This is a genomic window from Bacillus sp. NP157, assembly GCA_018889975.1.
In the GTDB taxonomy this organism is placed as follows: domain Bacteria; phylum Pseudomonadota; class Gammaproteobacteria; order Xanthomonadales; family Rhodanobacteraceae; genus Luteibacter.
The window spans coordinates 890620-913755 of record CP076546.1 but is presented as its reverse complement, the minus strand read 5'-3'; the positions used below and the strand labels follow the sequence as shown (position 1 = coordinate 913755).

The following is a 23136-nucleotide window of genomic DNA, read 5'->3' as shown; positions in this document are numbered from 1 at the left end:
TCACCGCCCCGAAACCCACGCCGCCACCGGCAACTCCCCGAACACCTCCGCCACCCCCACCTCGCCCCCGTCCAGCTTCCGGTCGGTCAGCAGGCTCGACCACTTCCCCGCCGGCAAGGCCAGCGACGTGCCCTCCCAGTGCCCTGCCCGGATCGCCGGCGCCGACGACCCGGCGATCCATGGCGCCAGGTGCCGCCCCACGGCGACCACCAGCCGCTGCCCGCGATGCTCGCGGACGAACGCCAGCACCTTCTCCGCAGCCGGCCCGGTGGCTTCCAGCGGCCGATAGCTGCCGCGGGCGAACAGTTCCGGGTGGGCCTTGCGTGCGCAGAGCAGCCGGAAGATCACCGCCTGCTTCACCGCGCCGTCCCGCCACGTGGCGAGGCAGTCGGTGGGCGAAGCGGCCCGTTCGAGCGAGGCCGAGCGGGCGACGAAATCCACCGGCCGCCGGTTGTCCGGGTCGACCAGGCTGAAATCCCAGTAGTCGGTGCCCTGATAAAGGTCCGGCACGCCCGGCGTGGTCAGCCGCAATACGGTCTGCGCCAGGCCGTTCGCCGCGCCCGGGGTGGCGATGTATTCGGCGAAGGCGTGCAGCTCGGCCGCGGACTCGCCGGACAGCATCGCCCTCAGGAAATCCTCACACGCGTCTTCGTACGGCTCGTTCGGCGAGGTCCACCGCGTCCAGCGCTTGGCCTCGCGCAAGGCCTTGCGTTGCCAGGCCGCGATGCGGGTCGCGTACAGCTCCAGGCCCTCGTCGTCGTCGGGTGCCAGGCCCAGCGGCCAGGCCCCGACCAGCATCTGGTAGAGCATCGCTTCGTCGGGGGCCGACGGCGCCATGCGTCCATCGGTCACGCGCTGGCGCAGGTCGGCATGGCGGACCCGCCAGCGCTCCACGGTGATCACCCAGCGCTCGGCCACCTCGGACAGCACGGCCAGGCGGGCGCGCAGGTCTTCGCCGCGCTTGTGGTCGTGGGTGGCCGTGGCCAACAGGTTGTGCGGCAGCGTGGCCTGGCGGTCGTGGCAGTGCACGTGGAAGGCGGTCGGCGGGATCGCCATCCGCGCCGCGTCTACGCCCACTTCGTTGCGCGAGAGCAGGCGTCCGTAGCGATAACCGGCGGTGTCTTCGACTGCTTTCGCCGCGACCGGCGAGGTCGCCTGCTGGAAACTCGCGATGGCACGCTCGCGGGCGCGCCGCACCGTTCCCGGCGGAAGGCTGCGCGGCGCTTCGCCGCCCAGCCAGCGGGCGACCAGGTGCAGCAGGTCGGCGTCTTCCATGCGCAGCGTGCGCAAGGCGCCTTCCACCGCGCGGGCGAACACGCTTTCGTCGAAGGCGTCGCGCCCTGCCCCGCCCGCATAGGTGCGGTAGACCGGGAAATGCACGAGCAGCTCGGTCAGCACGCGGCGGATCGCCGCCTGCGATACGTCGCGCGTGGCGACGTCGGCACGGGCGGCGGCGAACAGCGCACGCGCGGTGCGATCCAGTTCGGCTTCGAAGCTGTCGACGAGGATCTGCCGGCGCGCCTGCACGGCCTGCGTGGCGAAGTCGCTCGCGTCGCCGGTGAGCCGCCGCCACAGGTCGGTCAACGGCGGTTCGCCGCGCTCGTCGTGCAGCACGGCGGAAACCTGGGCCATGAACTCGTAACCGGTGGTGCCATCCGTGCGCCAGTCCAGGCGCAGGGTTTCGTCGTCGGCGAGGATCTTTTCGACGACGAGGTAGGCACCGTCGCGCGGCGCGCCCGGCGGACGCTGCGTGCGCAGGCGTTCCAGGCGATGGCGCAGCTGTCGGCAGTAACGACGTGGGTCGGCCAGCCCGTCGACATGGTCGCAACGCACCCCATCGATGAGGCCTTCGGCATACAGGCGGAAGATCGTGCGATGGGTGTCTTCGAACACCGCGGTGCGCTCGATGCGCAGGCCGGCGAGTTCGTTGATGTCGAAGAAGCGACGGTAGTTGACCATGTCGCTGGCCAGCTTCCAGAAGGCCAGCCGGTAATGCTGCTTCTCGATCAGCGCATGCAGGCGCGCCCTGCCCTTGTCGTCCTTCGGATCGTGCGAGCGCTCCGCATCGTCGCCGAGCGTCGCCACCGAGGCGGGCGACAGCGGCAGGAAGTCGTCGTACAGGCGCAGCACCCATGCGTCCTTGCGCTTGCCGAGCCGTAGCTGGCCGGATTCGAGCGTCTCCTCGTAACCCGCGCCGAGGATCGGCAGCAGCACGCGGCCGCGCACGAGCGGATCGGGCGCCGTCCAGTCGATGTCGAAATGGTTCGCGTAGCGGCTGTCGCGGCCGTTTTGCAGGACATCCATCCACCACGCGTTTTCGCTGCCGATGCCCATGTGGTTGGGCACGATGTCGACGATGAGGCTCATGCCGTGTTCGCGCAGCCGGGCCACCAGCCGACGCAGTGCGTCTTCGCCGCCGATCTCGGGATTGACCTCGTTGCAGTCCACCACGTCGTAGCCGTGGGTGGAACCGCGCCGGGCGCGCAGGATCGGCGAGGCGTACAGGTGGCTGACGCCCATCCGCGCGTAGTAACCGACCACGCCGACGGCATCGTCGAGGGTAAAGCCCGCGTGGAACTGCAGGCGGGCGAGCGAACGCGGTGGGCTCACGAGCGGTTCCGGGTCTGGTCGATCGCGCCGCTCACGGCATGCGCGATCGGGCCGTCGAACAGGCGCGCCGACGAATCGGGCATGCGCCGGCGCCAGTTGGGATGGATCGCGTCGGTCGGCCCGGGCAGGTTGGGTTGCTCATGCAGGCCAAGCACGTCTTCGACGGGGAAGATCGCGATCGGTGCCGGTGCCAGCGCGACATGTTTCGCCGCGGCGACCACCACCGGCGAGATATCGTCCGGCGCCGGCGGTGCATCCTCGTTCCAGGCCGAACCGGAGGCGTACATCGCACGCCACAGGCGCGCCCGGTCGACTTCGCGCTGGGCGACTTCATCCACGCTGGGGTCGTCCAGCCCGGTCTGCTTGCGCCAGGCGATGTCGCGCCCGCTCCACCAGCCAGCCACGGTGGGGATGTCGTGCGTGCTGGTGGTCGCCATGGCGTTGTCCGACCATTCGCTTGGAGAGACGAAACCGCCATCGGCGGCACGTTCGAACCAGAGTACGCGGATGCCGAGCACGCCCTTGTCGCCGATCGCCTTGCGGAAGTCGGCGGGGACGGTGCCGAGGTCTTCGCCGATGATCACCGCGCGATGCAGGTGGCTTTCCAGCGCGATCAGGCGCAGCAGGTCGTGCATCGGATAGCGGACATAGGCGCCTTCGGTGGCGCCCGCGCCGTGCGGGACCATCCACAGGCGCTTCAGCCCAAGGATATGGTCGATGCGCACGCCGCCGGCATACGCCAGCGCGGCGCGCAGCATGCCGATGAAGCCGCGGAAGCCGGTCTCGCGCAGGCCGCGCGGCGAGAAGGTGGTGAGGCCCCAGTCCTGGCCGAGGCGGTTGAGCGCATCCGGCGGCGCGCCGACCGACAGCCCACTGAGCATCTCGGACTGGTGCGCCCATGCATGGCTGCCGCCGGAGTCGGCGCCGACGGCGAGGTCGGCGATCAGGCCGATCTTCATGCCGGCGTCGCGGGCGTCCTTCTGCACGGCCGACAGGCCGCGCGCGGCGAGCCACTGCAGCCAGGCGTGGAAGCTCACCTCGCGCGCGTGCTCGCGGGCGAACGCGGCGACGTCGGCGCTGGCCGGGTCGTGGAAGCCGCTCGGCCAGCCTTGCCAGCCGCCGGGACGGCCGTGCGCGGTGAAGTCCGCATGCAGGGCTTCGAAACGTGCGTGGCGCTCCAGCGGTTCGCCCTGTTCGCGGCGGAACGTGGCGAAGCGATCGGCGTGCGCGAGGTCGACCGATGCCCATTCGAACACCGAACGCAGGATGGTCATCCGCGCGCGCGCCGCACGCGGCCAGTCGATCAGGTCCAGCCACTCCAGCTCGGCCAGCTCCTGGCGCAGGTTGTGCGTGTCGATCACCGCACGCACGGTCTGCTCGCCGCTGGTCTGCACCGGGTCGACATACAGGCCGTTGAGGAACAACCGGCTCGACGGCGCGTAGGGGCTATAGCGTTCCGGCGCGGCGGCGAACAGGGCATGCACAGGGCTGATCGCCAGCGCGTCGGCGCCCTTCTCGGCCGCCGCACGTGCGCACAACGACAGCGCGGTGAAGTCGCCGATGCCGCCATCGCCGGGCCGGCGCAGTCCGGATACCTGCACGGCGACGCCCCACGGGCGGTGCAAGCCGGCGATGTCGCCGACGCCGAACGCACGCGGCGGCGCGACCGCCAGCGTGACATCGGCTTCGTCGAGGAACAGCGTGTAGTAGCCCGGCTCGGCCGGCGCGCGCAGGCGCACTTCGCTGGATGGCAGTTCGCCTTCGCTGACCAGGCTGCCATCTTCGCGCGCGATCTTCCACGCGCGGCCACGCGGCGCGGGAGGCACCTCGAGTTCGCTGCCAGCATCGGCCGTCAGCATGCGCGGCAGGCGGCTGCCCGAGCGTTCCTGCTCGAGCCGACGCAGGCTTTCCTCGACGTCGTCGGCGTTGTCCGCCGGCAGGTCGAGGGCGCGCAGCACGGCGCGCAACGTATTCGCAGGCGTGGATTGCGGACGATCCAGCGCATCGCGCCAGTGCACGTCCACGCCCGCTTGTTCGGCCAGCAGGGCGAGGCGATCGTCGAGGGGGGCGTTCACGGCTCAGGACTCCAGGCAGGCAAGCGCGCGACGGGCGGGGAGCAGGCCGCGCGAAAGGGAAGCAATGTCGGCCGCGTCGCCGTGTAGCCACGCCGCCGCGGGGGATGGTGGTTGGGCGACCGTGACGTCGACGTCGCCGAGATTGACGTACAGGGACAGCGTGCCGCCGCCGAGCGTCCACGCTGCACGCAGCGCCTTCTCGCCCAGCGCCTCCGCGCCGCGGCTCGTCGCGTCGTCGAGGTGTGGCGCAATATGTTTCGAGCGCAGCGCGATCAGGCGCTTCACCAGTTCATTCCGCGCAGCGCCCAGCGCCGCGTCGGGCTCGGGGACGGAACGGCCGAAGGTATCGTGTTCGTTCGGATCGGGGATCTCTTCGCCACCAAACTGCGTGAACGCGGCGAACTCGCGACGGCGACCGTCACGCACGGCCTTGCGCAGGTCTTCCCCGGGGAAGTCGGTGAAGAACAGGAACGGCGTGCGGCTGCCGTGCTCCTCGCCCATGAACAGCATCGGCACGAACGGTGCGAGCAGGAGCAAGGCCAGCGCGGCTTCGACCACCGCCGGCTCGACCAGCGTGGTCAGCCGGTCGCCGAAGGCGCGGTTGCCGACCTGGTCGTGGTTCTGCAGGAAGTTGACGAAGCGCAGCGGCGACAGATGGCCGCTGGGTTCGCCGCGACGCTTGCCACCCATCGGCTCGCCCTGGAAGGCGAAGCCTTCGCGCAGGGTCCGCAACAGGCGCGGCATCGGCGGCAGGTAGTGGGCGTAGTAGCCCTCCTGCTCACCGGTGAGCAGCACATGCAACGCATTGTGGAAGTCGTCGTTCCACTGCGCGTCGAAGCGGCCGCGGCCCAGCAGGTTAGCCTGGTTGGCTTCATTCTCGAGCACCAGGTGCACGTGCCGCTCGCCACCGACCGCGGCGTGCACGCGCGAGGCCAGCGACGACAGCCAGCCGGGATTGCCGATCGCATGGACGGCGTCGAAGCGCAGGCCGTCGAGCTGGTATTCCTCGATCCAGTACAGCGCGTTGTGGACGAAGTAGTCGCCGACCTGCGGCGTGGCGACGCCGATCGCGGAACCCCACGGGGTGTCCGCGCCCTCGTCGAAGAAGCCCGACGCGTAGGCGTGCAGGTAATTACCGTCGGGACCGAAGTGGTTGTAGACCACGTCGAGGAAGACCATCAGGCCCAGCCCATGCGCCGTATCGACCATCGACTTCAGTTCGTCGGGGGTCCCGTAGGCCGCGGCCGGTGCATACGGCAGCACGCCGTCATAGCCCCAGTTGCGCGAGCCGGCGAACTCGGCGATCGGCATCAGCTCCACCGCGGTGACACCGAGCGCGGCGAGGCCGGGCAAGGCCTTCTCCACGCCGGCGAAGCCACCGAAGGCGCCGACGTGTAATTCGTAAAGCACGGTGTCGCGCCACGGCCTGCCCTGCCAGCCTGCGTGACGCCAGGTGTAGGCGCCGGGATCGACGACGACGCTGTAGCCGTGCACGTCGCCGTCGCGCTGACGCCGCGAGGCCGGATCGGGTACGGCGAGGTCGGCGCCGATGCGGAAGCGGTAGGCGCAATCGACGCCGCGCGGGCAGATGCATTCGAACCAGCCGTCGTCGAGCGCACGCATCTCGGCGACATGGCCGTCGGCGCATTCCAGCGAGACGCTGTCCACGTCGGGTGCCCACAGGCGGAAGCGGGTGTTGCCATCCGCGAGCAGGCGCGCACCGTACGGCATGGCGTGATGGAACTTGCCGATCATGCCGGGTCCATCCGCACCGTCGCGGCGAGCAGGACCACGCTATGCCCTTCCACTTCGATCGTCGGTTCGCTCCAGGCGACTTCGGCCGTCGTCGGCTGCGCGCTGTTGCAGCGTAGCCGCCAGCTGGCCGCGGGCTGCGGCAGGTGGAACACGTGCATCTCGGCCGTCGCGTTGATCATCACCAGGGTGACGTCGGCGCGGCGCTCGCCATAGGCCTGGGCGCGGCGCAGCGCGAGCAGGCGGCCCTCGGTGTAGCCCCAGGTATCCAGGGTCATCTCCGAGCCGCTCTCGTCGAACCAGGCCACCTCGCGCATGCCCGGCACGACCTCGGTGTCGCCACGCAGGAAGTGCGCGGCACGCAGGGTCGGGTGTTGCTGGCGCAGGCGGACCAGGCGTCCGACGAAGTCGGTCAGTTCCCTGCCCGCGTCCGAGTTCGCGCGCTTCCAGTCGTACCAGGACAGCTCGTTGTCCTGGCAGTAGGCATTGTTGTTGCCATCCTGGGTGCGGCCGAACTCGTCGCCGCCCAGCAGCATCGGCGTGCCGTGCGAGAAGAACATCGTCGACAGCATCGCGCGCTTGACCCGGTCGCGCGCGGTGCGCACCGCCGGATCGTCGCTGGGGCCTTCGACACCGTGGTTGAAGCTCTCGTTGTCGTTGCCGCCATCGCGGTTGTCTTCGCCGTTGGCAAGGTTGTGCTTGTCGTTGTAGCTGACCAGGTCTTCGAGGGTGAAGCCGTCGTGCGCGGTGATGAAGTTCACCGACGCCCACGGCTTGCGCTTCTGGTGGTCGAACAATTCGCCCGAGGCCTGCAGGCGTCCGGCGAGGACGCCGCGCATGTTGGAGTCGCCCTTCCAGACCTTGCGTACGTCGTCGCGGAACTTGCCGTTCCATTCGGCGAAGCCCGGCGGGTGGTTACCCAGCTGGTAGCCACCCGGGCCGATGTCCCACGGCTCGGAGATCAGCTTGACGTTGGCCAGCACCGGATCCTGGCGCATCGCGTCGAACAGGCCGCAGTTGGGATCGAAACCGTGTTCCTCGCGGCCCAGGCTCACGCCGAGATCGAAGCGGAAGCCGTCCACGTGGAAGGTGTTCGCCCAGTAGCGCAGGGAATCCATCACCAGCTGCAGCACGCGCGGGTGGGCCGTGTTCACCGTGTTGCCGGTGCCGGTGTCGTTGATGCAGTAGCGCGGGTTGTCCGCCATCAGGCGGTAGTAGCTCTTGTTGTCCAGGCCGCGGAACGACATCGTCGTGCCCAGCTCGCTGCCTTCGCAGGTGTGGTTGTAGACCACGTCGAGGATCACTTCGATGCCGGCGGCATGCAGGGCCTGCACCGCGGCACGGATCTCGTTGAGCGCGCCTTCGGCCAGGTAAGCCGGTTCGGGCGCGAAGAACGCCAGGGTGTTGTAGCCCCAGTAGTTGCGCAGCTTCATCTCGGCAAGGCGGCGGTCCTGCAGGAACGCGTGCACGGGAAGCAGTTCCACCGCCGTGACGCCGAGCTTGACCAGGTAGTCGATGACATACGGATCGGCCAGGGCGATGAAGGTGCCCCGTTCGTGCTGGCGGATCCGCTTCAGCGTACGGGTGAACCCACGCAGGTGGGTTTCGTAGATCACCGTTTCGTTCCACGGCGTGTGCGGCCGGTTGCCCTGGGTCCAGTGCATCGGCTCGTCGACCACCACCGCCTTGGGCATCGCCGCCGCGCTGTCGCGGCGGTCGAACGAAAGGTCGGCGCGTGGCGAGGCGACGCGATAACCGTGCAAGGCGTCGCTCCAGCGCACCTGACCGTGCAGCAGGCGTGCGTAGGGATCGAGCAGGAGCTTGTTCGGGTTGAAGCGGTGGCCCTCCTCCGGCACGTACGGGCCATGCGCCCGCAAGCCGTACAGCGTCCCGCCACGCACGCGCGGCAGGTAACCGTGGAAGACCTCGTCGGTGCATTCGGGCAGGTCGTAACGCGCGATTTCGCGCTTGCCGGACGGGTCGAACAGGCATAGCTCGATGCGCTCCGCGTGGGCGGAGAACACGGCGAAGTTCGTACCCATGCCATCGCAGGTGGCGCCGAGCGGATACGGCGATCCGGATTGCATGCGTTCGGGAAGTGCGGGCATCTAGATCCTCTTCAGTCGGCCACGAACATCAGCGTGGACAGGGGTGGCAGGCTAAGCACCAGGGATTGGTCGAAACCGTGCGAGGCCACGCCCTGGGCATGGCGCTCGCCTTCGTTGCCGACGCCGGATCCACCGTACTCGGTGGCGTCGGAGTTAATCGCTTCACGCCAGCGACCGCCTTCGGGCACGCCGATGCGGAAGCCGTGGCTGGGCGTCGGCGTCATGTTGCAGACCACCAGCACCGGCCTGCCGCCCTCGGCGTAACGCAGCCAGGCAAATACGCTGTGCTCGGCGCCGTCGCCGATCACCCAGCGGAAGCCACGGTCGTCGCTATCCCAGCCGTGCATCGCCGGGGTGGCGGCGTAGAAGCGGTTGAGGTCGCGCACCAGCTTCTGCACGCCCAGGTGCAGGGGCGCATCGAGCAGTTCCCACGCGATCTGCGCGTCGTGGTTCCACTCGTGCGGCTGGGCGATCTCGCCGCCGGTGAACAACAGCTTCTTGCCCGGGTGCGCCCACATGAAGCCGTAGTACGCGCGCAGGTTGGCGAAGCGCTGCCACTCATCGCCCGGCATGCGTCCCAGCAGCGAGCGCTTGCCGTGCACCACTTCGTCGTGGGACAGCGGCAACACGTACTTCTCGGAGTACGCGTAGACCATGCTGAAGGTCATCTCGCCGTGGTGCCAGCGACGGTGGATCGGATCGCGCGACATGTATTCCAGCGAGTCGTGCATCCAGCCCATGTTCCACTTGAAGGTGAAACCCAGCCCGCCTTCGTTGACCGGCCGGGTAACCCCCGGCCATGCCGTGGATTCCTCGGCGATAGTCATGCAGTCCGGATGGCGCTCGGCGATCAGCTGGTTGACCCGGCGCAGGAAGGCGATCGATTCCAGGTTCTCGCGGCCACCATGGATGTTCGGCACCCATTCGCCGTGCTTGCGCGAGTAGTCGCGGTAGAGCATCGAGGCCACCGCGTCCACGCGCAGGCCGTCGATGTGGAAGCGCTCCAGCCAGGCCAGCGCGCTGGCGACCAGGAACGCCGACACCTCGTTGCGGCCGAGGTTGTAGATCAGCGTGTTCCAGTCCTGGTGGAAGCCTTCGCGCGGATCGGCATGCTCATACAGCGGCGTGCCATCGAAGTGGGCCAGACCGTGGATGTCGGTCGGGAAATGCGCCGGCACCCAGTCGACGATGACGCCGACGCCGGCCTCGTGGCAGCGGTCGACGAAGCGCGCGAATGCCTCCGGCGTGCCGAATCGCGAGGCGGGCGCGAACTGGCCCAGCGGCTGGTAGCCCCACGAACCACCGAAGGGATGCTCGGACACTGGCAACAGCTCGATGTGCGAGAAGCCCATGCCGGCGACGTAGGGAATCAGCCGCTCGCCGATCTCGTCCCAGTGCAGGTCGGCGCCATCCTTGCCGCGCAGCCAGGAACCGGGATGCAACTCGTAGATCGAGATCGGCGCACCGGCGTGATGCAGGTTGCCGCGGTGGCGCAGCCACTCGTCGTCGGTCCAGCGGAAGGCCTGCGGGTCGGCGACGATCGACGCCGTCGCCGGCGGCAGTTCCGCGGCCAGCGCCACCGGATCGGCGCGTTGGGTCAGCGATCCGTCGGCACCCCAGATCTCGTACTTGTAACGTGCGCCGGGCAACAGGCCGGGGACGAACAGCTCCCATACGCCGGCCGGCACGCGCTTGCGCATCGGCAGGCGGCGACCGTCCCAGCTGTTGAAGTCACCGACGACGCTGACCCGTTGCGCGTTCGGCGCCCACACCGCGAAGCGCACGCCATTCACGCCATCGCGGGTGGTCGGGTGCGCGCCGAGGCAGCGGAACAGTTCGATGTGGGTGCCATCGGAGAGCCGGCCGAGGTCGTCGTCGCCGAGCAACACGCCGAACCCGTAGGGATCATGCGTGTCGTGCGACGCCGACGGCCAGCGGATCCGCAGGCGATACGGCGTATCGCCGTCGACGAAGCCGACGAACAGCCCACCATCGTGGATCCGGGTCAGCTCGGCGATGACCTTGCCGGCCGGATCGATCGCCTCGACACCCAGCGCCCCCGGCTGCAGCGTGCGCACGGAACGACGCCCCTCCACGGTGTGTGGCCCAAGCAGGGCGAACGGGTCGCCGTGACGGCCTTCAACCAGGGCGTCGACCGCGGCGGTGTCGCCGAGGCCATGGGTGCGCGGATCGATCACGTGTCTTCCTCCAGTTCCTGTGCGGTGTCGCCCTGCGCGGCATGCAGCAGGCCGCGCAAGGGCACGTCCAGCCACGCCGGACGGTTAGCCGCTTCGTAGTTCACTTCGTAGGCGGCCTTTTCGATCACGAACAGCTCGATCAGCGGTGCCAGCGCATCGGCGCTGACCCAGCGGTGCTTCGCCGCGTCCAGCACGCCACGGTAGGCGCGCAGGAAGACCAGCGAGGCACGCTCGCGGAAGCGGGCCAGGTAGTCGCCGAAGCCCGGATCCTCGACCGGGGCCAGCCCGTCTTCGCCACGACGCGCCATGGCGGCCGCGTAGTCGAGCGAGCGCAGGAAGCCGGCCACGTCGCGCAGCGGCGTGCTCTTCGCCCGGCGTTCTTCCAGCGTCCGCGCCGGCTCACCTTCGAAGTCGATGATGTACGCGTCGTCCTGCACGACCAGCACCTGGCCGAGGTGGAAGTCGCCATGCATACGGGTCAGCACGGCGCCCTTCCCTGCCTTCGCCAGACGGCCGATGCGATCTTCCATCGCGCCGGCCAGCCCACGCAGAGCCTCGACGTCGGCGCGCAGCTCGTCGCTGAGCTCGCGCACGTTGTCGACGGCGAGCAAGGCACGTCCGACCTGGGCACGCACGCCGGCGGCCCATGCATCGTCCGTCGCCGCATCCGCGACTTCAGGCTCGAACGCCGGGATACCGGACGGGGTGGCCAGCAAGGCATGCAGTTCGCCCAGGCGGGTACCCACCGCCGCGGCGAACGCGTCGTAGCCGGCTTCGATCTCGGCCTTGCGCTCGTCGTCGGAGGAATGGCTGTACTCGTCGTAGCTGCGGCGCAGGTAATCCAGCGTCCAGCGCCATGCATCGCCCTGGTTACGCAGGAAGCCCTGCAACACGGCCAGCGTGGTCCGCTCGCCCTGCGCACCGACCCGCACCACTTCGCCGAGCAACGGCGAGGTGTTGGCGTAGCCGTGTTCGGTGAGGAACCGGCCCATTTCCACCTCGGGGTTGATCCCCGCCGAAGTGCGGCGGAACAGCTTCACCACGCCGGAGTCGTGCAGGATCATCGAGCTGTTCGACTGCTCCGCGGTCATCCAGCGGTTTTCGATCGCCGGGTCGAACTGCGTGGTGTCGAACGCCTCGGTCTTTTCGAAGCGCACCACGGCGCCATCGACCGGCAGTTCGGTGCCGTTGCGCAGGCCGATCAGCAGGCCGGAGGCGAACTCTTCCAGCGCGAAGCCATCGGTGAGCAGGCCGACGCGACGGCCACGGCGCACGCGGGCCAGCGCAAGCTGCTGGGCACGCGCGGTCGGGTTGTCTTCTTCCCAGACGATGCCCACGGGCAGGCTGTAGCGCTCCTTGCCACCGTCGGCGAGCGTGGCTTCGACCTCGGTGAGGATCAGGTCGTCGCCGCGATCCGGCCACGGCACCGCGTACAGCACGTGCACGGATTCGATTCCGCGGTCCTTGGCGGCGAACCAGCGACGCACGCCCAGGTAACCCGGCAGCACCTGCCGCTCGATCACGCCGCGATGGTGTTCCATCACCGGACCTTCGATCAGCGGGCCGCGCACGACCAGGGTTTCGTAATCGGGCAGCGGCTCGGCCGGCACTTCGTGCCACTCCGGCATCTGCGCGTTCGGGCAGAGCTGGAAGGCATAGAAGCCGTACGGCGGCACGGTGAGCAGGTAGGGCAACTGGCCGACCGGCGGGAACGAGGTGCCACCGACGATGTCGACCGGCACCTGGCCGTCGAACGAGGCCAGGTCCAGCTCCACCGCCTGCAGCGTGCGCGACATGTTCGCCACGCAGAGCACGTGCTCGCCACCGAACTCACGCAGGTACGCCAGCACCTTGCGGTTACCCGGGTAGAGGAACTTCAGCGTGCCGCGGCCGAACGCCTTGTAGCGGTTACGCACCGAGAGCATGCGCCGGGTCCAGTTCAGCAGCGAATGCGGGTCGCGCTGCTGGGCCTCGACGTTGATCGCCTGGAAGCCGTACAGCGGATCCATGATCGGCGGCAGCACCAGGCTGGCCGGATCGGCACGCGAGAAACCACCGTTGCGGTCGACCGACCACTGCATCGGCGTACGCACGCCGTCGCGATCGCCGAGGTGGATGTTATCGCCCATGCCGATCTCGTCGCCGTAGTACAGCACGGGCGTGCCCGGCATCGTCAGCAGCAGCGAGTTCATCAGTTCGATACGGCGACGGTCACGCTCGAGCAGCGGCGCCAGGCGGCGACGGATGCCGAGGTTGATGCGCGCGCGCCGGTCGGCGGCATAGGTCTGCCACAGGTAGTCGCGCTCGTTATCGGTGACCATCTCGAGGGTGAGCTCGTCGTGGTTACGCAGGAAGATCGCCCACTGGCAGTTCTCCGGGATCGCCGGGGTCTGCCGCATGATGTCGGTGATCGGGAAGCGGTCTTCGCGCGCGATCGCCATGTACATGCGCGGCATCAGCGGGAAGTGGAATGCCATGTGGCATTCGTCGCCCTTGCCGAAATAATCCTGGGTGTCTTCAGGCCACTGGTTGGCTTCCGCCAGCAGCATGCGGTCGGGATAGTGCTGGTCGATCTCCGCCCGCATCAGCTTGAGGATGTGGTGGGTCTCGGGCAGGTTCTCGTTGTTGGTGCCCTCGCGCTCGATCAGGTACGGCACGGCATCCAGGCGCAGGCCGTCCACGCCCATGTCGAGCCAGAAACGCATCACTTCGAGCACCGCCTTGAGCACGGCCGGGTTATCGAAGTTCAGGTCGGGCTGGTGCGAGAAGAAGCGATGCCAGAAATACTGGCCGGCCACCGGATCCCAGGTCCAGTTGGACTTCTCGGTATCCAGGAAGATGATGCGCGTGCCGTCGTAGGCCTGGTCGGTGTCCGACCAGACGTAGAAGTTGCGCGCCGCCGAGCCTTTCTTCGCATGCCGCGCACGCTGGAACCACACGTGCTGGTCCGAGGTGTGGTTGATGACCAGCTCGGTGATGACGCGCAGGCCACGCTTGTGCGCTTCGGCGATGAAGCGCTTCGCGTCGGCCAGCTTGCCGTAGTCCTCGTGCACCGCCTTGTACTCGGCGATGTCGTAGCCGTCGTCCCGGCGCGGGCTGGGATAGAACGGCAACAGCCAGAGCGTATTCACGCCCAGGTCGGCGATGTAGTCCAGTTTGTCGATCAGGCCCTGGAAGTCGCCGACACCATCATCGTTGGAGTCGAAGTACGACTTGAGGTGCACCTGGTAGATGATCGCGTCCTTGTACCAGAGCGGATCCTTCGAGAACTCAGGTGCCTTGGCCTGCTTGGGGGCTTTGCCGCGTGTTGCCATGGATCAGACTCCGGGTAGCCGCACATGCCAGATCGCATAAGGCTGGCCGAGGCCAAGCCACACATGCTGTACCGGCCCGCGCCAGGCGATGGGTTGGGTGTGGAGGAGGTCGTGGATGTCGAGCGTCGCGTCGCCTGCGTAACCCCAGTCGCCCAGCGGCAAGGTGAGGTCGGCGGACTGGGCGTTGTGCGGGTCCATGCTGATGGCTACCAGCACGACGTCGTCGCCCGAGCGCTTTTCGAAGAACAGCACCTGGTCGTTGTTCGCGGGAAGGAAGCGAACGCCCAGGTGGCTTTGCAGCGCGGGATGCGCGCGGCGGATCTGGTTGAGCTGGGTGATCTCGGCGACGATGTTGCCGGGCGCGTCGAAGTCGCGGATGCGGATTTCGTACTTCTCCGAATCCAGGTACTCCTCCTTGCCCGGCATCGGTGCGGATTCGCAGATCTCGAATCCGGAATACATGCCCCACAGGCCGGACAGCGTCGTCGCCAGCGCGGCACGGATCAGGAAGCCCGGCCGGCCGGAGGTCTGCAGGAAATACGGATCGATGTCGGGTGTGTTGACGAAGAAGTTCGGCCGGAAGAAATCCTTCGGCGGCGTGGTCGTCAGTTCGGTGAGGTAGTCGACGAATTCCTGCTTCGAGTTGCGCCAGGTGAAGTACGTATACGACTGGCTGAAGCCGACCTTGGCCAGGCGATACATCGGCTTGGGCCGGGTGAATGCCTCGGAGAGGAACAGCGTGTCGGGGTACTTCGCGCGGACGCGCCCGATCATCCATTCCCAGAACGGAAACGGCTTGGTATGCGGGTTATCGACGCGGAAGGTGCGCACGCCCTCGGCGGCCCAGAACAACACCGCGTCGCACAGCGCCTGCCACAGCGACGGGATCGCACCGTCGGCATAGAAGTCGACGTTGACGATGTCCTGGTATTTCTTCGGTGGGTTTTCGGCGTACTTGATGCTGCCGTCCGGGCGCCAGTCGAACCATTCCGGGTGTTCCTTCAGCCAGGGATGGTCCTGCGAGCACTGGATCGCGAAGTCCATCGCCAGCTCGAGGCCGTGGTCGCGGGCGGCATCGCGCAGCGCGCGGAAGTCGTCCATGGTCCCCAGCTGCGGATGCAGCGCGGTGTGGCCGCCGTCGGGTGAGCCGATCGCGTACGGGCTGCCGGGATCGTCCGGGCCCGGCGTGAGCGTGTTGTTCGGTCCCTTGCGGAACGCGGTGCCGATCGGGTGGATCGGCGGGAAATACAGCACGTCGAAACCCATGTCGCGCACCGCAGGCAGGCGCGCGATGGTGTTGCGGAAGGTGCCGTGCTTCTTCTTGTCGTCGGTCATCGAGCGCGGGAACAGCTCGTACCAGCTGGCGAACATCGCCTCGCGGCGATCCACCTCGACCAGGTAGGCATCGGTGCGGGTCATCCGCGTGCGCGGGTCGGTCGCGGCCATCAGTTCGACGGTGCTGTCGGCCAGCAACAGCTCGACACGCTCCTCGCCCTGCGCTTTGGCGACGCTGCTGGCCAGCGTGCGCAGCGCCTTGGCCTTCGGCCCCGATGCATCCTTCGCACGGGCCTCGACCAGCAACCTGCCCTCTTCCAGCTCCAGCGCGATCGGCACGCCCGCGGCATGCTTCACTTCCAGTTCGTGGTGGTAGCTGCCGTAAGGATCGCGCCAGGCTTCCACCTGGAACTCGTAACGGCCAATCCGAGTGGGCGTGAAGGTCGCCGTGTGGATGTCGTTGTTGACCGGCTCCATCACCACTTCGCGCCAGGCCTTCTCGTCCTGGGTGCGATAACGCAGCCGGGCAGCCAGCACTTCGTGGCCATCGATGTAGATGTCGGCGGTGACGACTACCGGCTGGCCGACCACGCGCTTGGCGGGGAACTGGCCACCATCGACGGTCGGCTGCACCGCTTCGATCACCACGCGCGGCGCACTGGTGGATGCGGCCAGCCATTCCTTCTGCGCCGAGGCGCCAAGCTTGCGCTTCACGTGGCTACCCGGCGTGCCGGTAAGCGTGAGTACTGCGCCGGGTTCAAGTAACACATCGTCTCCCTGGTCGAAAACCTTGCGCCCATCCGGACTCGTCCAGGGCGCGAAATGACTGGCGGCGCCGGCCAGCGCGTCGCCCGCGCGGACCAGCACGTCGCGATCGAGCGAGGCATTGACCAACGTGAGCGTCGCCTGCGCGGCCGTGCGCGGATCGGCACCCGCCACGCTGAGGAACGAGGCAACGCCGCCGTGCGCATGGATCGTCGGCAAGCCCGGCACGTCTTCGCCGACGGCCTGGTTCGCCGCCTTCACGGTGTCGGTCAGGTCGTCCGGTGCATTGGCGGCAAGCTCCGTCGGCGTCAGCGAACGGCCACGACGCGGATCGAGCGGATCGTGCGCGGCATATTCGAAACCCATCGGCATCAGCCAGCCCGCCGGCGCGGTGGCCGCGAAGGCGATGGCGCGCCGGTAGGCATGGTCGAGCTGGTTCTCTTCGCCAAGCTCATCGCCGAGGCGCGCAGCGAACGGCTCCTCGGTGCAGGCCATCGCCGGTGCGATCGCCTGCAGCCGCGCGGCCTCGTCGGCGAACCACGGCGAACGGAAGTCCCACCACGCCGCCGAGTTGACCACCGCATCGACACCCGACCCAACCAGCGCCGCAAGATCCTCCGGCGAGCTGCCGGGGGTCCATGCGACGAAGCCAACGCCCGGCGATTCGGCATGCACGGCATCGATCAGCGTCTTCCACGCACTCGCCTTCAGCCGCTGCGGATGCATGAGGCGGAAACCCAGCACGCCAGCCTTCGCCCAGCGCAGCAGGCGTTCGGTCCACCAGGTCGTGGCGGCCACGGCGACATCGGGATCGTTCAGGCGCCAGCGCGCGCTATCGCTCTCACTCGGCGTCCAGCGCGGATCGGGCGTGCCGTGCTCGGTGGCGACGGCGCGAAACCACTCGGGATTCTGCGCCCGCACGGGCGCATCCGAAGCCAGTTCGTCCAGCGGCAGGTCGAGCCAGAGCTCGAGGTTACGCGCACGACAGGCCTTGGCAAGCTGTTCCAGGCGCGTGGTGGCATCGCCGTCGTTACCCAGCGCGGGGTTCATCCGGTCGAAGTCGCGCGTGACGAAAACGTCACCGGTGGCGGAGGGTTCGAACGGGGGTGCGATCAGGAGTTGGCGGAAGCCGAGGCTAGCCGCGTGGTCGATCCACGCATTCCAGGCCGTCATCGGGCCGGCGATGAGTGGGTGCAGGTAGTAAATGCAGAAAGGCGCACGCATGCTCGACGACATTGCCTCGTGTTCCCTCGGGGATTGGACACAAGCATGCCGGGCCGGATGTGTGCATCGTGCCAATGACCCGGGCACGCGGAGCACTCACATTGGCGCATGGGGGTGTTGCCGTTTCGTGAATTGGCCTGTGGCGTGGCCGGAGGTGTCGGCACGGTGTGGGTCTGCGCGGCGCTCGGGCGCTACGGTGCGAGAGCCCTCGGTGCCTACCCTCGCTGCTCAGACAGGTCCTCCGCGCTCGATAAGGGTGGCCGCAGCCGCGGCCCATGTATTTATTGGCCTGCGGCCGTTCGCTTGTGCGGAACTCGCCTCGAGGGTAGGCACCGAGGACTCTCCTCACCCTTCCCGCGATCCGGTTTGGACGGCCACGCCACCACGCACCAGCTGTTGTAGGAGCGCGCCTGCGCGCGATTGGGGTGTGCGACGACGGCGACGAGTACATCGAAATATCCATTCGATGTAGGAATATTCATTCGATGTACGTCGAGTACGTTCGTACGAGTCGGAGCGACAGGCGCCAACGTCATCACGTCGTTGGCTATGCGAACGCAGGCGCATTTCTCGTGTGGTTCTACGCTGCCGTATCGTTGATATGCCGCTGTATCGTTGAATCGCGCGCAGGCGCGCTCCTACAAGAGCTGCCGCGGTGCCTCGGCCGTCCAGACCAGCTTGCGGGAACGTGGAGGAAGAGCCCTCGGCGCCTACCCTCGAGGCGAGTTCGTGGCGGCGAGGGGGCCGGGCGGAAGAAGCCCGCAGGGGGCCGGCCACGATGGCCGGCCGTTCTTGTTGAGGCAGGATGCCGAATCAAGAACCTCCGCCCGGCACCCGGTGCGCGGCCGCAGGCCAATAAGAAGATGGGCTGCGGAGCAGCCCCTCCCTATCGCACGCCAGAACGCTGTCTGAGCAGCGAGGGTAGGCGCCGAGGGCTCTTCCCGCAACCACGCCCGAGCGCCGCGCAGAGGCCGGCCCGACGGCCGTCGTGTTACTGCCCGAATTTGATTTCTTCGCCTTCGTGGCCGCGGTCCCAGCCGCGGAGCTCATCGCGGATATGCGCGATGCGCTGGCGACCGAGCGCATTGCGCTCCTCGTCCAGCACCAGGCCATCAAGCAGCTCCGCCAGGCGCTGCGCGGTCGGCAGCATCGCATCCCAGGCATCCAGCGCAGCGATCGGGCCCGGCAGGGCCATGAAGAACGACAGGCCCGGCGTCTGCAGGGTCGCGATGCGCGCCATGTCGAAGTTACCCGGCTTCACCAGGTTCGCCACGCTGAAGATCGGGCCCTTTTCCGGGTGGCCATCGACCAGCCGGTGGTAGATGCCCATGTCGCCGAATTCCAGGCCGGCCTTCTCGGCGGCGACCACCAGGTCGGAGCCCTGGAAGCGCTGGCCTTCGCGCGAGACGACATACAGGCTGACGATGCGTTCGACCGGGGCGCTGGGCGGCCGGCGGCCGAGGTCCGAGCGCGGCGGGGTCTTCACCGGCGCCGGCGTCGGCTTGGGCGGCATCGGGACCGGGGCCGGTGCGGCGGCCTGGGTCACCGGCGGCTGCACGGGCGGCGGCGTGGGTGCGTGGCCGGTCGACTGGGTCGGATCCGGTGCGCGGGCGCCGCCCGTCGGTTGGGCCGAAGCCGGTGCGCGGGGGCCGCCGGCCGGCTGGGCTGGGGCGCGGGCGCCGCCGGCCGGTTCGTCGAGGTCGAACGGCAGGTCGAAGTCGATCCGCGGTTCGGTGCGCTGGCCAGCGCGCGGGGCCGGCTCGTACGGATCCATGTCGGCAGCCGAGGAGCTGCGTGGGTCGGTGATCGGCGTGCGCGGATCGGCGGCCGGGTTGCGCTGGTCGCTGAGCGAGGCGCCGAGGCGTTCGAGTTCGGCGCGCAGGTCGACGTCCAGCTCGCCCTGCTTCGGCGACGGACGGAACAGCGGGTCGTTGGCGTCGTCGTCGCGGGCCAGCGGCTCGCGGCTGTCGTAGTCGCGCGCGTCGAAGGCGTCGTCGCGGGCGCTGAACGACAGGTTGTCGTCGCCCTGGCGCTCATCGCCACCGAACGAGGGTTCGCGGCGTTCGCGCGCGCGCTCGGGCTGTTCGGGCATCGGCTTGCGCCGGCCCTGCTCCTTGCGCGGCTGGCCAAACAGCCAGAGCAGCACGAGCACGACGATGCCGACGAAGAGCATCGGGATGCCGACGGCAGGGTTCCAGGCGAGGCCGATGGCGGGATTCATGGGAGCAGTGATTCCTTTGGTAGTGCTCAGGCAACGCCGGCGAGCTTGGATGCCTCGGCCAGGTCGACCTGGACCAGGCGCGACACGCCCGGCTCACGCATGGTAACGCCACACAGCTGATGTGCGGCTTCCATCGTGGCCTTGTTGTGGCTGACGAAGATGAACTGCACCTTCTCGCTCATCTCGCGCACCATGGCGGAGAAGCGACCGACGTTCGCTTCGTCCAGCGGTGCGTCCACCTCGTCCAGCAGGCAGAACGGGGCGGGATTGAGGCCGAAGATGGCGAACACCAGCGACACGGCGGTGAGCGCTTTCTCGCCGCCGGATAGCAGGTTGATGTTGGATACACGCTTGCCCGGCGGGCGCGCCATGATCGCCACGCCGGTGTCGAGCAGGTCTTCGCCGGTGAGTTCGAGGTAGGCATGGCCGCCACCGAACAGGCGCGGGAACAGCTCCTGCACGCCGGCATTCACGCGGTCGAAGGTTTCCTTGAAGCGCTGGCGGGTCTCGCGATCGATCTTCTTGATCGCGCCCTCCAGGGTTTCCATCGCGCTGGTCAGGTCGAGCAGCTGCGAATCCAGGTACTCCTTGCGCTGCGACTGCTCGGCGTGTTCCTGGATCGCCGCGAGGTTGACCGGCTCCAGGCGTGCGATCTTCGAGGCGAGGTCGGACAGCTGTCCCTGCCACTGCGAGGGCTCGGCGTCTTCGGCCAGTTCGGCCAGCAGCGCCTCCAGTTCCAGGCCGGAGGCCGCGATCGCCTGGGCCAGCTGTTCGGCGCGCAACTGCAGCGCCTGTGCGGCGAGGCGCTTCTCGGCCACGCTTTCGCGGACCTGGCCGAGCACGTGTTCGACGCGCTGGCGTTCCTGTTCGAGCCGGCGGAATTCGGCGTCGCAGTCTTCCACCGCGCGGCGTGCTTCCACCAGCTGGCGATCGACCAGCAGGCGCTGGTCGAGGTAGGTCTGGCGTTCTGCTTCCAGCTCGACGATGGGATCGGAGCCGGCGGCCAGCTGGTCTTCGATCTCGTCCAGGCGCATCGTCACCTGGCGCAGCTGGGTGTCGAGGCGGCCGAGGGCCTGTTCGAGCGAGCTGAGCGCGGAGCGCTTGGATTCGATGCCGAGCGCCAGCTGGTGCGACTGGTCCGCGGCCTCGCGGGCATTCATGCGGGCTTCTTCGCGGGCCTCGAGCAGGTCGCGGCGCTCGTTCTCCAGGCCGCGGCGTTCGTCTTCGCGATCGCCCATGTGGCCGACGGCTTCGTCCAGGCGCGCACGCGCCTCGCGGGTCTGCCCTTCCAGTTCGTCGAGCTGGTCGACCAGCGTGCTGATTTCGCCACCGACTTTCTCGGCGCGCGCACGCGCGGTCTCCATCTTGCCGCGCTGGCTCTGCAGCTGGCCGGCCAGTTCGGAGAGGCGACGGTGCGCCGCATACAGCTCACGCTGCGCGTCGTCGCGCTGGCGTTCGGTTTCGAACTTGCGCGTGCGCAGGTCTTCGAGCTGTTCGGTGCGTTCCTCGATGGTCGCTTCGAGGCTTTCGATCTGTTCGGCGAGCTGGCGGATATCGCGCTCGCGGGCGAGCACGCCGACCTGGTTGCCCTGCGCGCGCAGCACGCGGGTCCAGCCCGGGCCCATCCAGGCGCCGTCGCGGGTGATCACCGACTGGCCCGGCGACAACGACGACACGCGCGCCGCGGCGTCGTCGACCGAGTCGGCGACGAACACGTTGGAGAGCAGCGCCACGGCGGCGGCGGGGCCGCGCACATAGCCGGCCAGCGTACCGGCGGCACCGGGGCCACCCTTCTCGCTGGCGAACAGGGCGACGTCGGCGTCGCCGAGGCTCGGGAACTCGGGGACGAGCGCGGCGGGCGCATCGACCAGCACGCCGTCGAGCACGCCGGCCAGCACGGTTTCCACGGCCGATTCGTAACCGGCGTCGACCTGCAACGCTTCGCCGAGGCGGCGCGCGCTGGCCAGGCCGAGGCGTTTCAGCCAGCCAGTCGCGGCGGATTCTTCCTGGCCCAGCGCGGCGGTCTGCAGGGCTTCGAGCGAGGCCTGGCGGCCGCGTGCGGTCTGCAGCTGCTGGCGGGCGTCGTTCAACGCCGACTGCACCTGGCGTTCGTCGTCGAGCACGCGCTCGTAGGCGACCTTGTGCTGGTCGAGCACGCCGCCCATCTGCTCCACGCGTTCGCGCTGGGTGTCGTGTTCGATATCGAGCTGTTCGGCGGCGGCGTCGAGCGCGGCGACGTCGGTCGCCCGCTGCTCGGTTTCCAGCGCCTCGCGACGACGGGCCAGGTCGACCGCCTGGCGGTCGAGGTAGGCGAGCTTGGTCCGCTCCACTTCGGCGGCGCGGGTGGATTCGGACGCACCGCGGGTGTGGGTGTCCCAGCGCTGCTGCCAGTCGGCCAGCCGCGATTCGGTGGCGCGCTGCTGCTCGCCGGTTTCTTCCTGGACCTGCTGCAGCGCTTCGAGCTTCGGTTCGCCCTCGGCCAGCGCCATGCGCAGCGTCTCGATCTGCTCGCGGTCGGTGCTGATGTGGCCTTGCAGCTCGCCCAACTCGCGCTCGGTCTCCGCCTTGGACCGGGTCAGGCGCTCGGCCAGGTCACGGTTGTGCCGCACCTGCTGCTCGACGCGGGCGATCTCGGCGCCGACCTTGTAGACCTCGGCCTGGACCTGGTTGAGGTGTTCGCTCGCGCCCTGGTGGCGCTCGCGCACCGTCTCCATCTGCGCTTCGACCTGGCGCTGGGTGGCCGTGTGTTTTTCGATCTCCAGCTCGAACTCGCGCAGGCCGGAGCCTTCGCCCTGCCGCTGGCGATCCAGCGTGCGGTATTCGAGGGCGCGCAGCTCGGCTTCGCGGCGGGTCTGCTCTTCCTTGAAGGCCTTCCAGCGTTCGGCGGCGCGGGCCTGGCGGTTGAGGTGGTCCAGCTGCTTTTCCACCTCGTCGCGCACGTCGCGCACGCGGTCGAGGTTTTCGCGGGTGGATTTGATCCGGCTCTCGGTTTCCTTGCGGCGCTCCTTGTACTTGGAGATGCCGGCGGCCTCTTCCAGGTGGGTGCGCAGTTCTTCCGGGGCCGCCTCGATGATCTGGCTGATCATGCCCTGCTCGATGATCGAGTAGGAACGCGGGCCCAGGCCGGTGCCGAGGAACAGGTCGGTGATGTCGCGGCGGCGGCAGCGCGCGCCATTGAGGTAATAGGACGACTGGCCGTCGCGGCTGACGATGCGCTTGACCGAGATCTCGGCGAAGCTGGCGTATTCGCCCTGGATGGTGCCGTCGCCGTTATCGAAGATCAGCTCGACCGCGGCCTGGCCGACCGGCTTGCGCGCGCTGGAGCCGGAAAAGATCACGTCGGTGAGCGAGTCGCCACGCAGGCGGCTGGCCGCGGATTCGCCCATGACCCAGCGGATGGCGTCGATGATGTTCGACTTGCCACAGCCATTCGGACCGACGACGCCGGTCATGTTGGTGGGCAGGTGCAGCGTGGTCGGGTCCACGAAGGACTTGAACCCCGCCAGCTTGATCGTGGTCAGACGCATGTTGGGTTCCGTGAGGAAAGCGGCAGCCACCCCTTGGCTGATCGGTCACTTTGCCAGTGAGGGGGTC

The 23136-nt window shown here is 68.4% G+C and carries 9 protein-coding genes; all 9 read right to left on the bottom strand.

Features of this window, described 5'->3' with window-relative positions:
• The 9 genes from treY to smc all read right to left on the bottom strand — a co-directional run bounded on the left by treY (position 1) and on the right by smc (position 23069).
• A complete protein-coding gene (gene treY / locus KPL74_04065; protein QWT21194.1) occupies positions 1–2610 on the bottom strand; it encodes a malto-oligosyltrehalose synthase in 2610 nt (869 codons plus the stop codon).
• Entirely contained in the window at positions 2607–4685 is a 2079-nt protein-coding gene (malQ, locus tag KPL74_04060) for a 4-alpha-glucanotransferase (GenBank protein ID QWT21193.1), read from the bottom strand. Before malQ ends, treY begins: the two co-directional genes overlap by 4 nt.
• Positions 4686–4688: 3 nt before the next feature.
• Positions 4689–6440 carry a malto-oligosyltrehalose trehalohydrolase gene (gene treZ, locus KPL74_04055; protein ID QWT21192.1) on the bottom strand — a complete coding sequence of 584 codons (1752 nt, stop codon included), beginning with the start codon at positions 6438–6440 and terminating at the stop codon, positions 4689–4691.
• Positions 6437–8545 (bottom strand): glycogen debranching protein GlgX, encoded by a 2109-nt coding sequence (gene glgX / locus KPL74_04050; GenBank protein QWT21191.1) that lies wholly within the window; start codon positions 8543–8545, stop codon positions 6437–6439. Before glgX ends, treZ begins: the two co-directional genes overlap by 4 nt.
• 11 nt (positions 8546–8556) lie before the next feature.
• On the bottom strand, positions 8557–10743 hold the full coding sequence (gene glgB, locus KPL74_04045) for a 1,4-alpha-glucan branching protein GlgB (protein QWT21190.1): 2187 nt from the start codon (positions 10741–10743) through the stop codon (positions 8557–8559).
• Positions 10740–14057 (bottom strand): maltose alpha-D-glucosyltransferase, encoded by a 3318-nt coding sequence (gene treS / locus KPL74_04040; GenBank protein QWT21189.1) that lies wholly within the window; start codon positions 14055–14057, stop codon positions 10740–10742. The genes glgB and treS overlap by 4 nt, the downstream gene beginning before the upstream one ends.
• A 3-nt stretch (positions 14058–14060) precedes the next feature.
• Complete coding sequence (locus KPL74_04035) at positions 14061–17333, bottom strand: DUF3416 domain-containing protein (GenBank protein ID QWT21188.1); 3273 nt, start codon at positions 17331–17333, stop codon at positions 14061–14063.
• A gap of 979 nt (positions 17334–18312) precedes the next feature.
• Entirely contained in the window at positions 18313–19542 is a 1230-nt protein-coding gene (gene zipA / locus KPL74_04030; protein QWT21187.1) for a cell division protein ZipA, read from the bottom strand.
• A gap of 26 nt (positions 19543–19568) precedes the next feature.
• Complete coding sequence (smc, locus tag KPL74_04025) at positions 19569–23069, bottom strand: chromosome segregation protein SMC (GenBank protein ID QWT21186.1); 3501 nt, start codon at positions 23067–23069, stop codon at positions 19569–19571.
• Positions 23070–23136 lie beyond the last annotated feature (67 nt).

Coding starts and splice junctions, on each gene's coding strand:
- KPL74_04035 (QWT21188.1), bottom strand. CDS start 17,333: ATGTCGTCGAGCATGCGTGCGCCTTTCTGCATTTACTACCTGCACCCA.
- treS (QWT21189.1), bottom strand. CDS start 14,057: ATGGCAACACGCGGCAAAGCCCCCAAGCAGGCCAAGGCACCTGAGTTC.
- smc (QWT21186.1), bottom strand. CDS start 23,069: ATGCGTCTGACCACGATCAAGCTGGCGGGGTTCAAGTCCTTCGTGGAC.
- zipA (QWT21187.1), bottom strand. CDS start 19,542: ATGAATCCCGCCATCGGCCTCGCCTGGAACCCTGCCGTCGGCATCCCG.
- treZ (QWT21192.1), bottom strand. CDS start 6,440: ATGATCGGCAAGTTCCATCACGCCATGCCGTACGGTGCGCGCCTGCTC.
- glgX (QWT21191.1), bottom strand. CDS start 8,545: ATGCCCGCACTTCCCGAACGCATGCAATCCGGATCGCCGTATCCGCTC.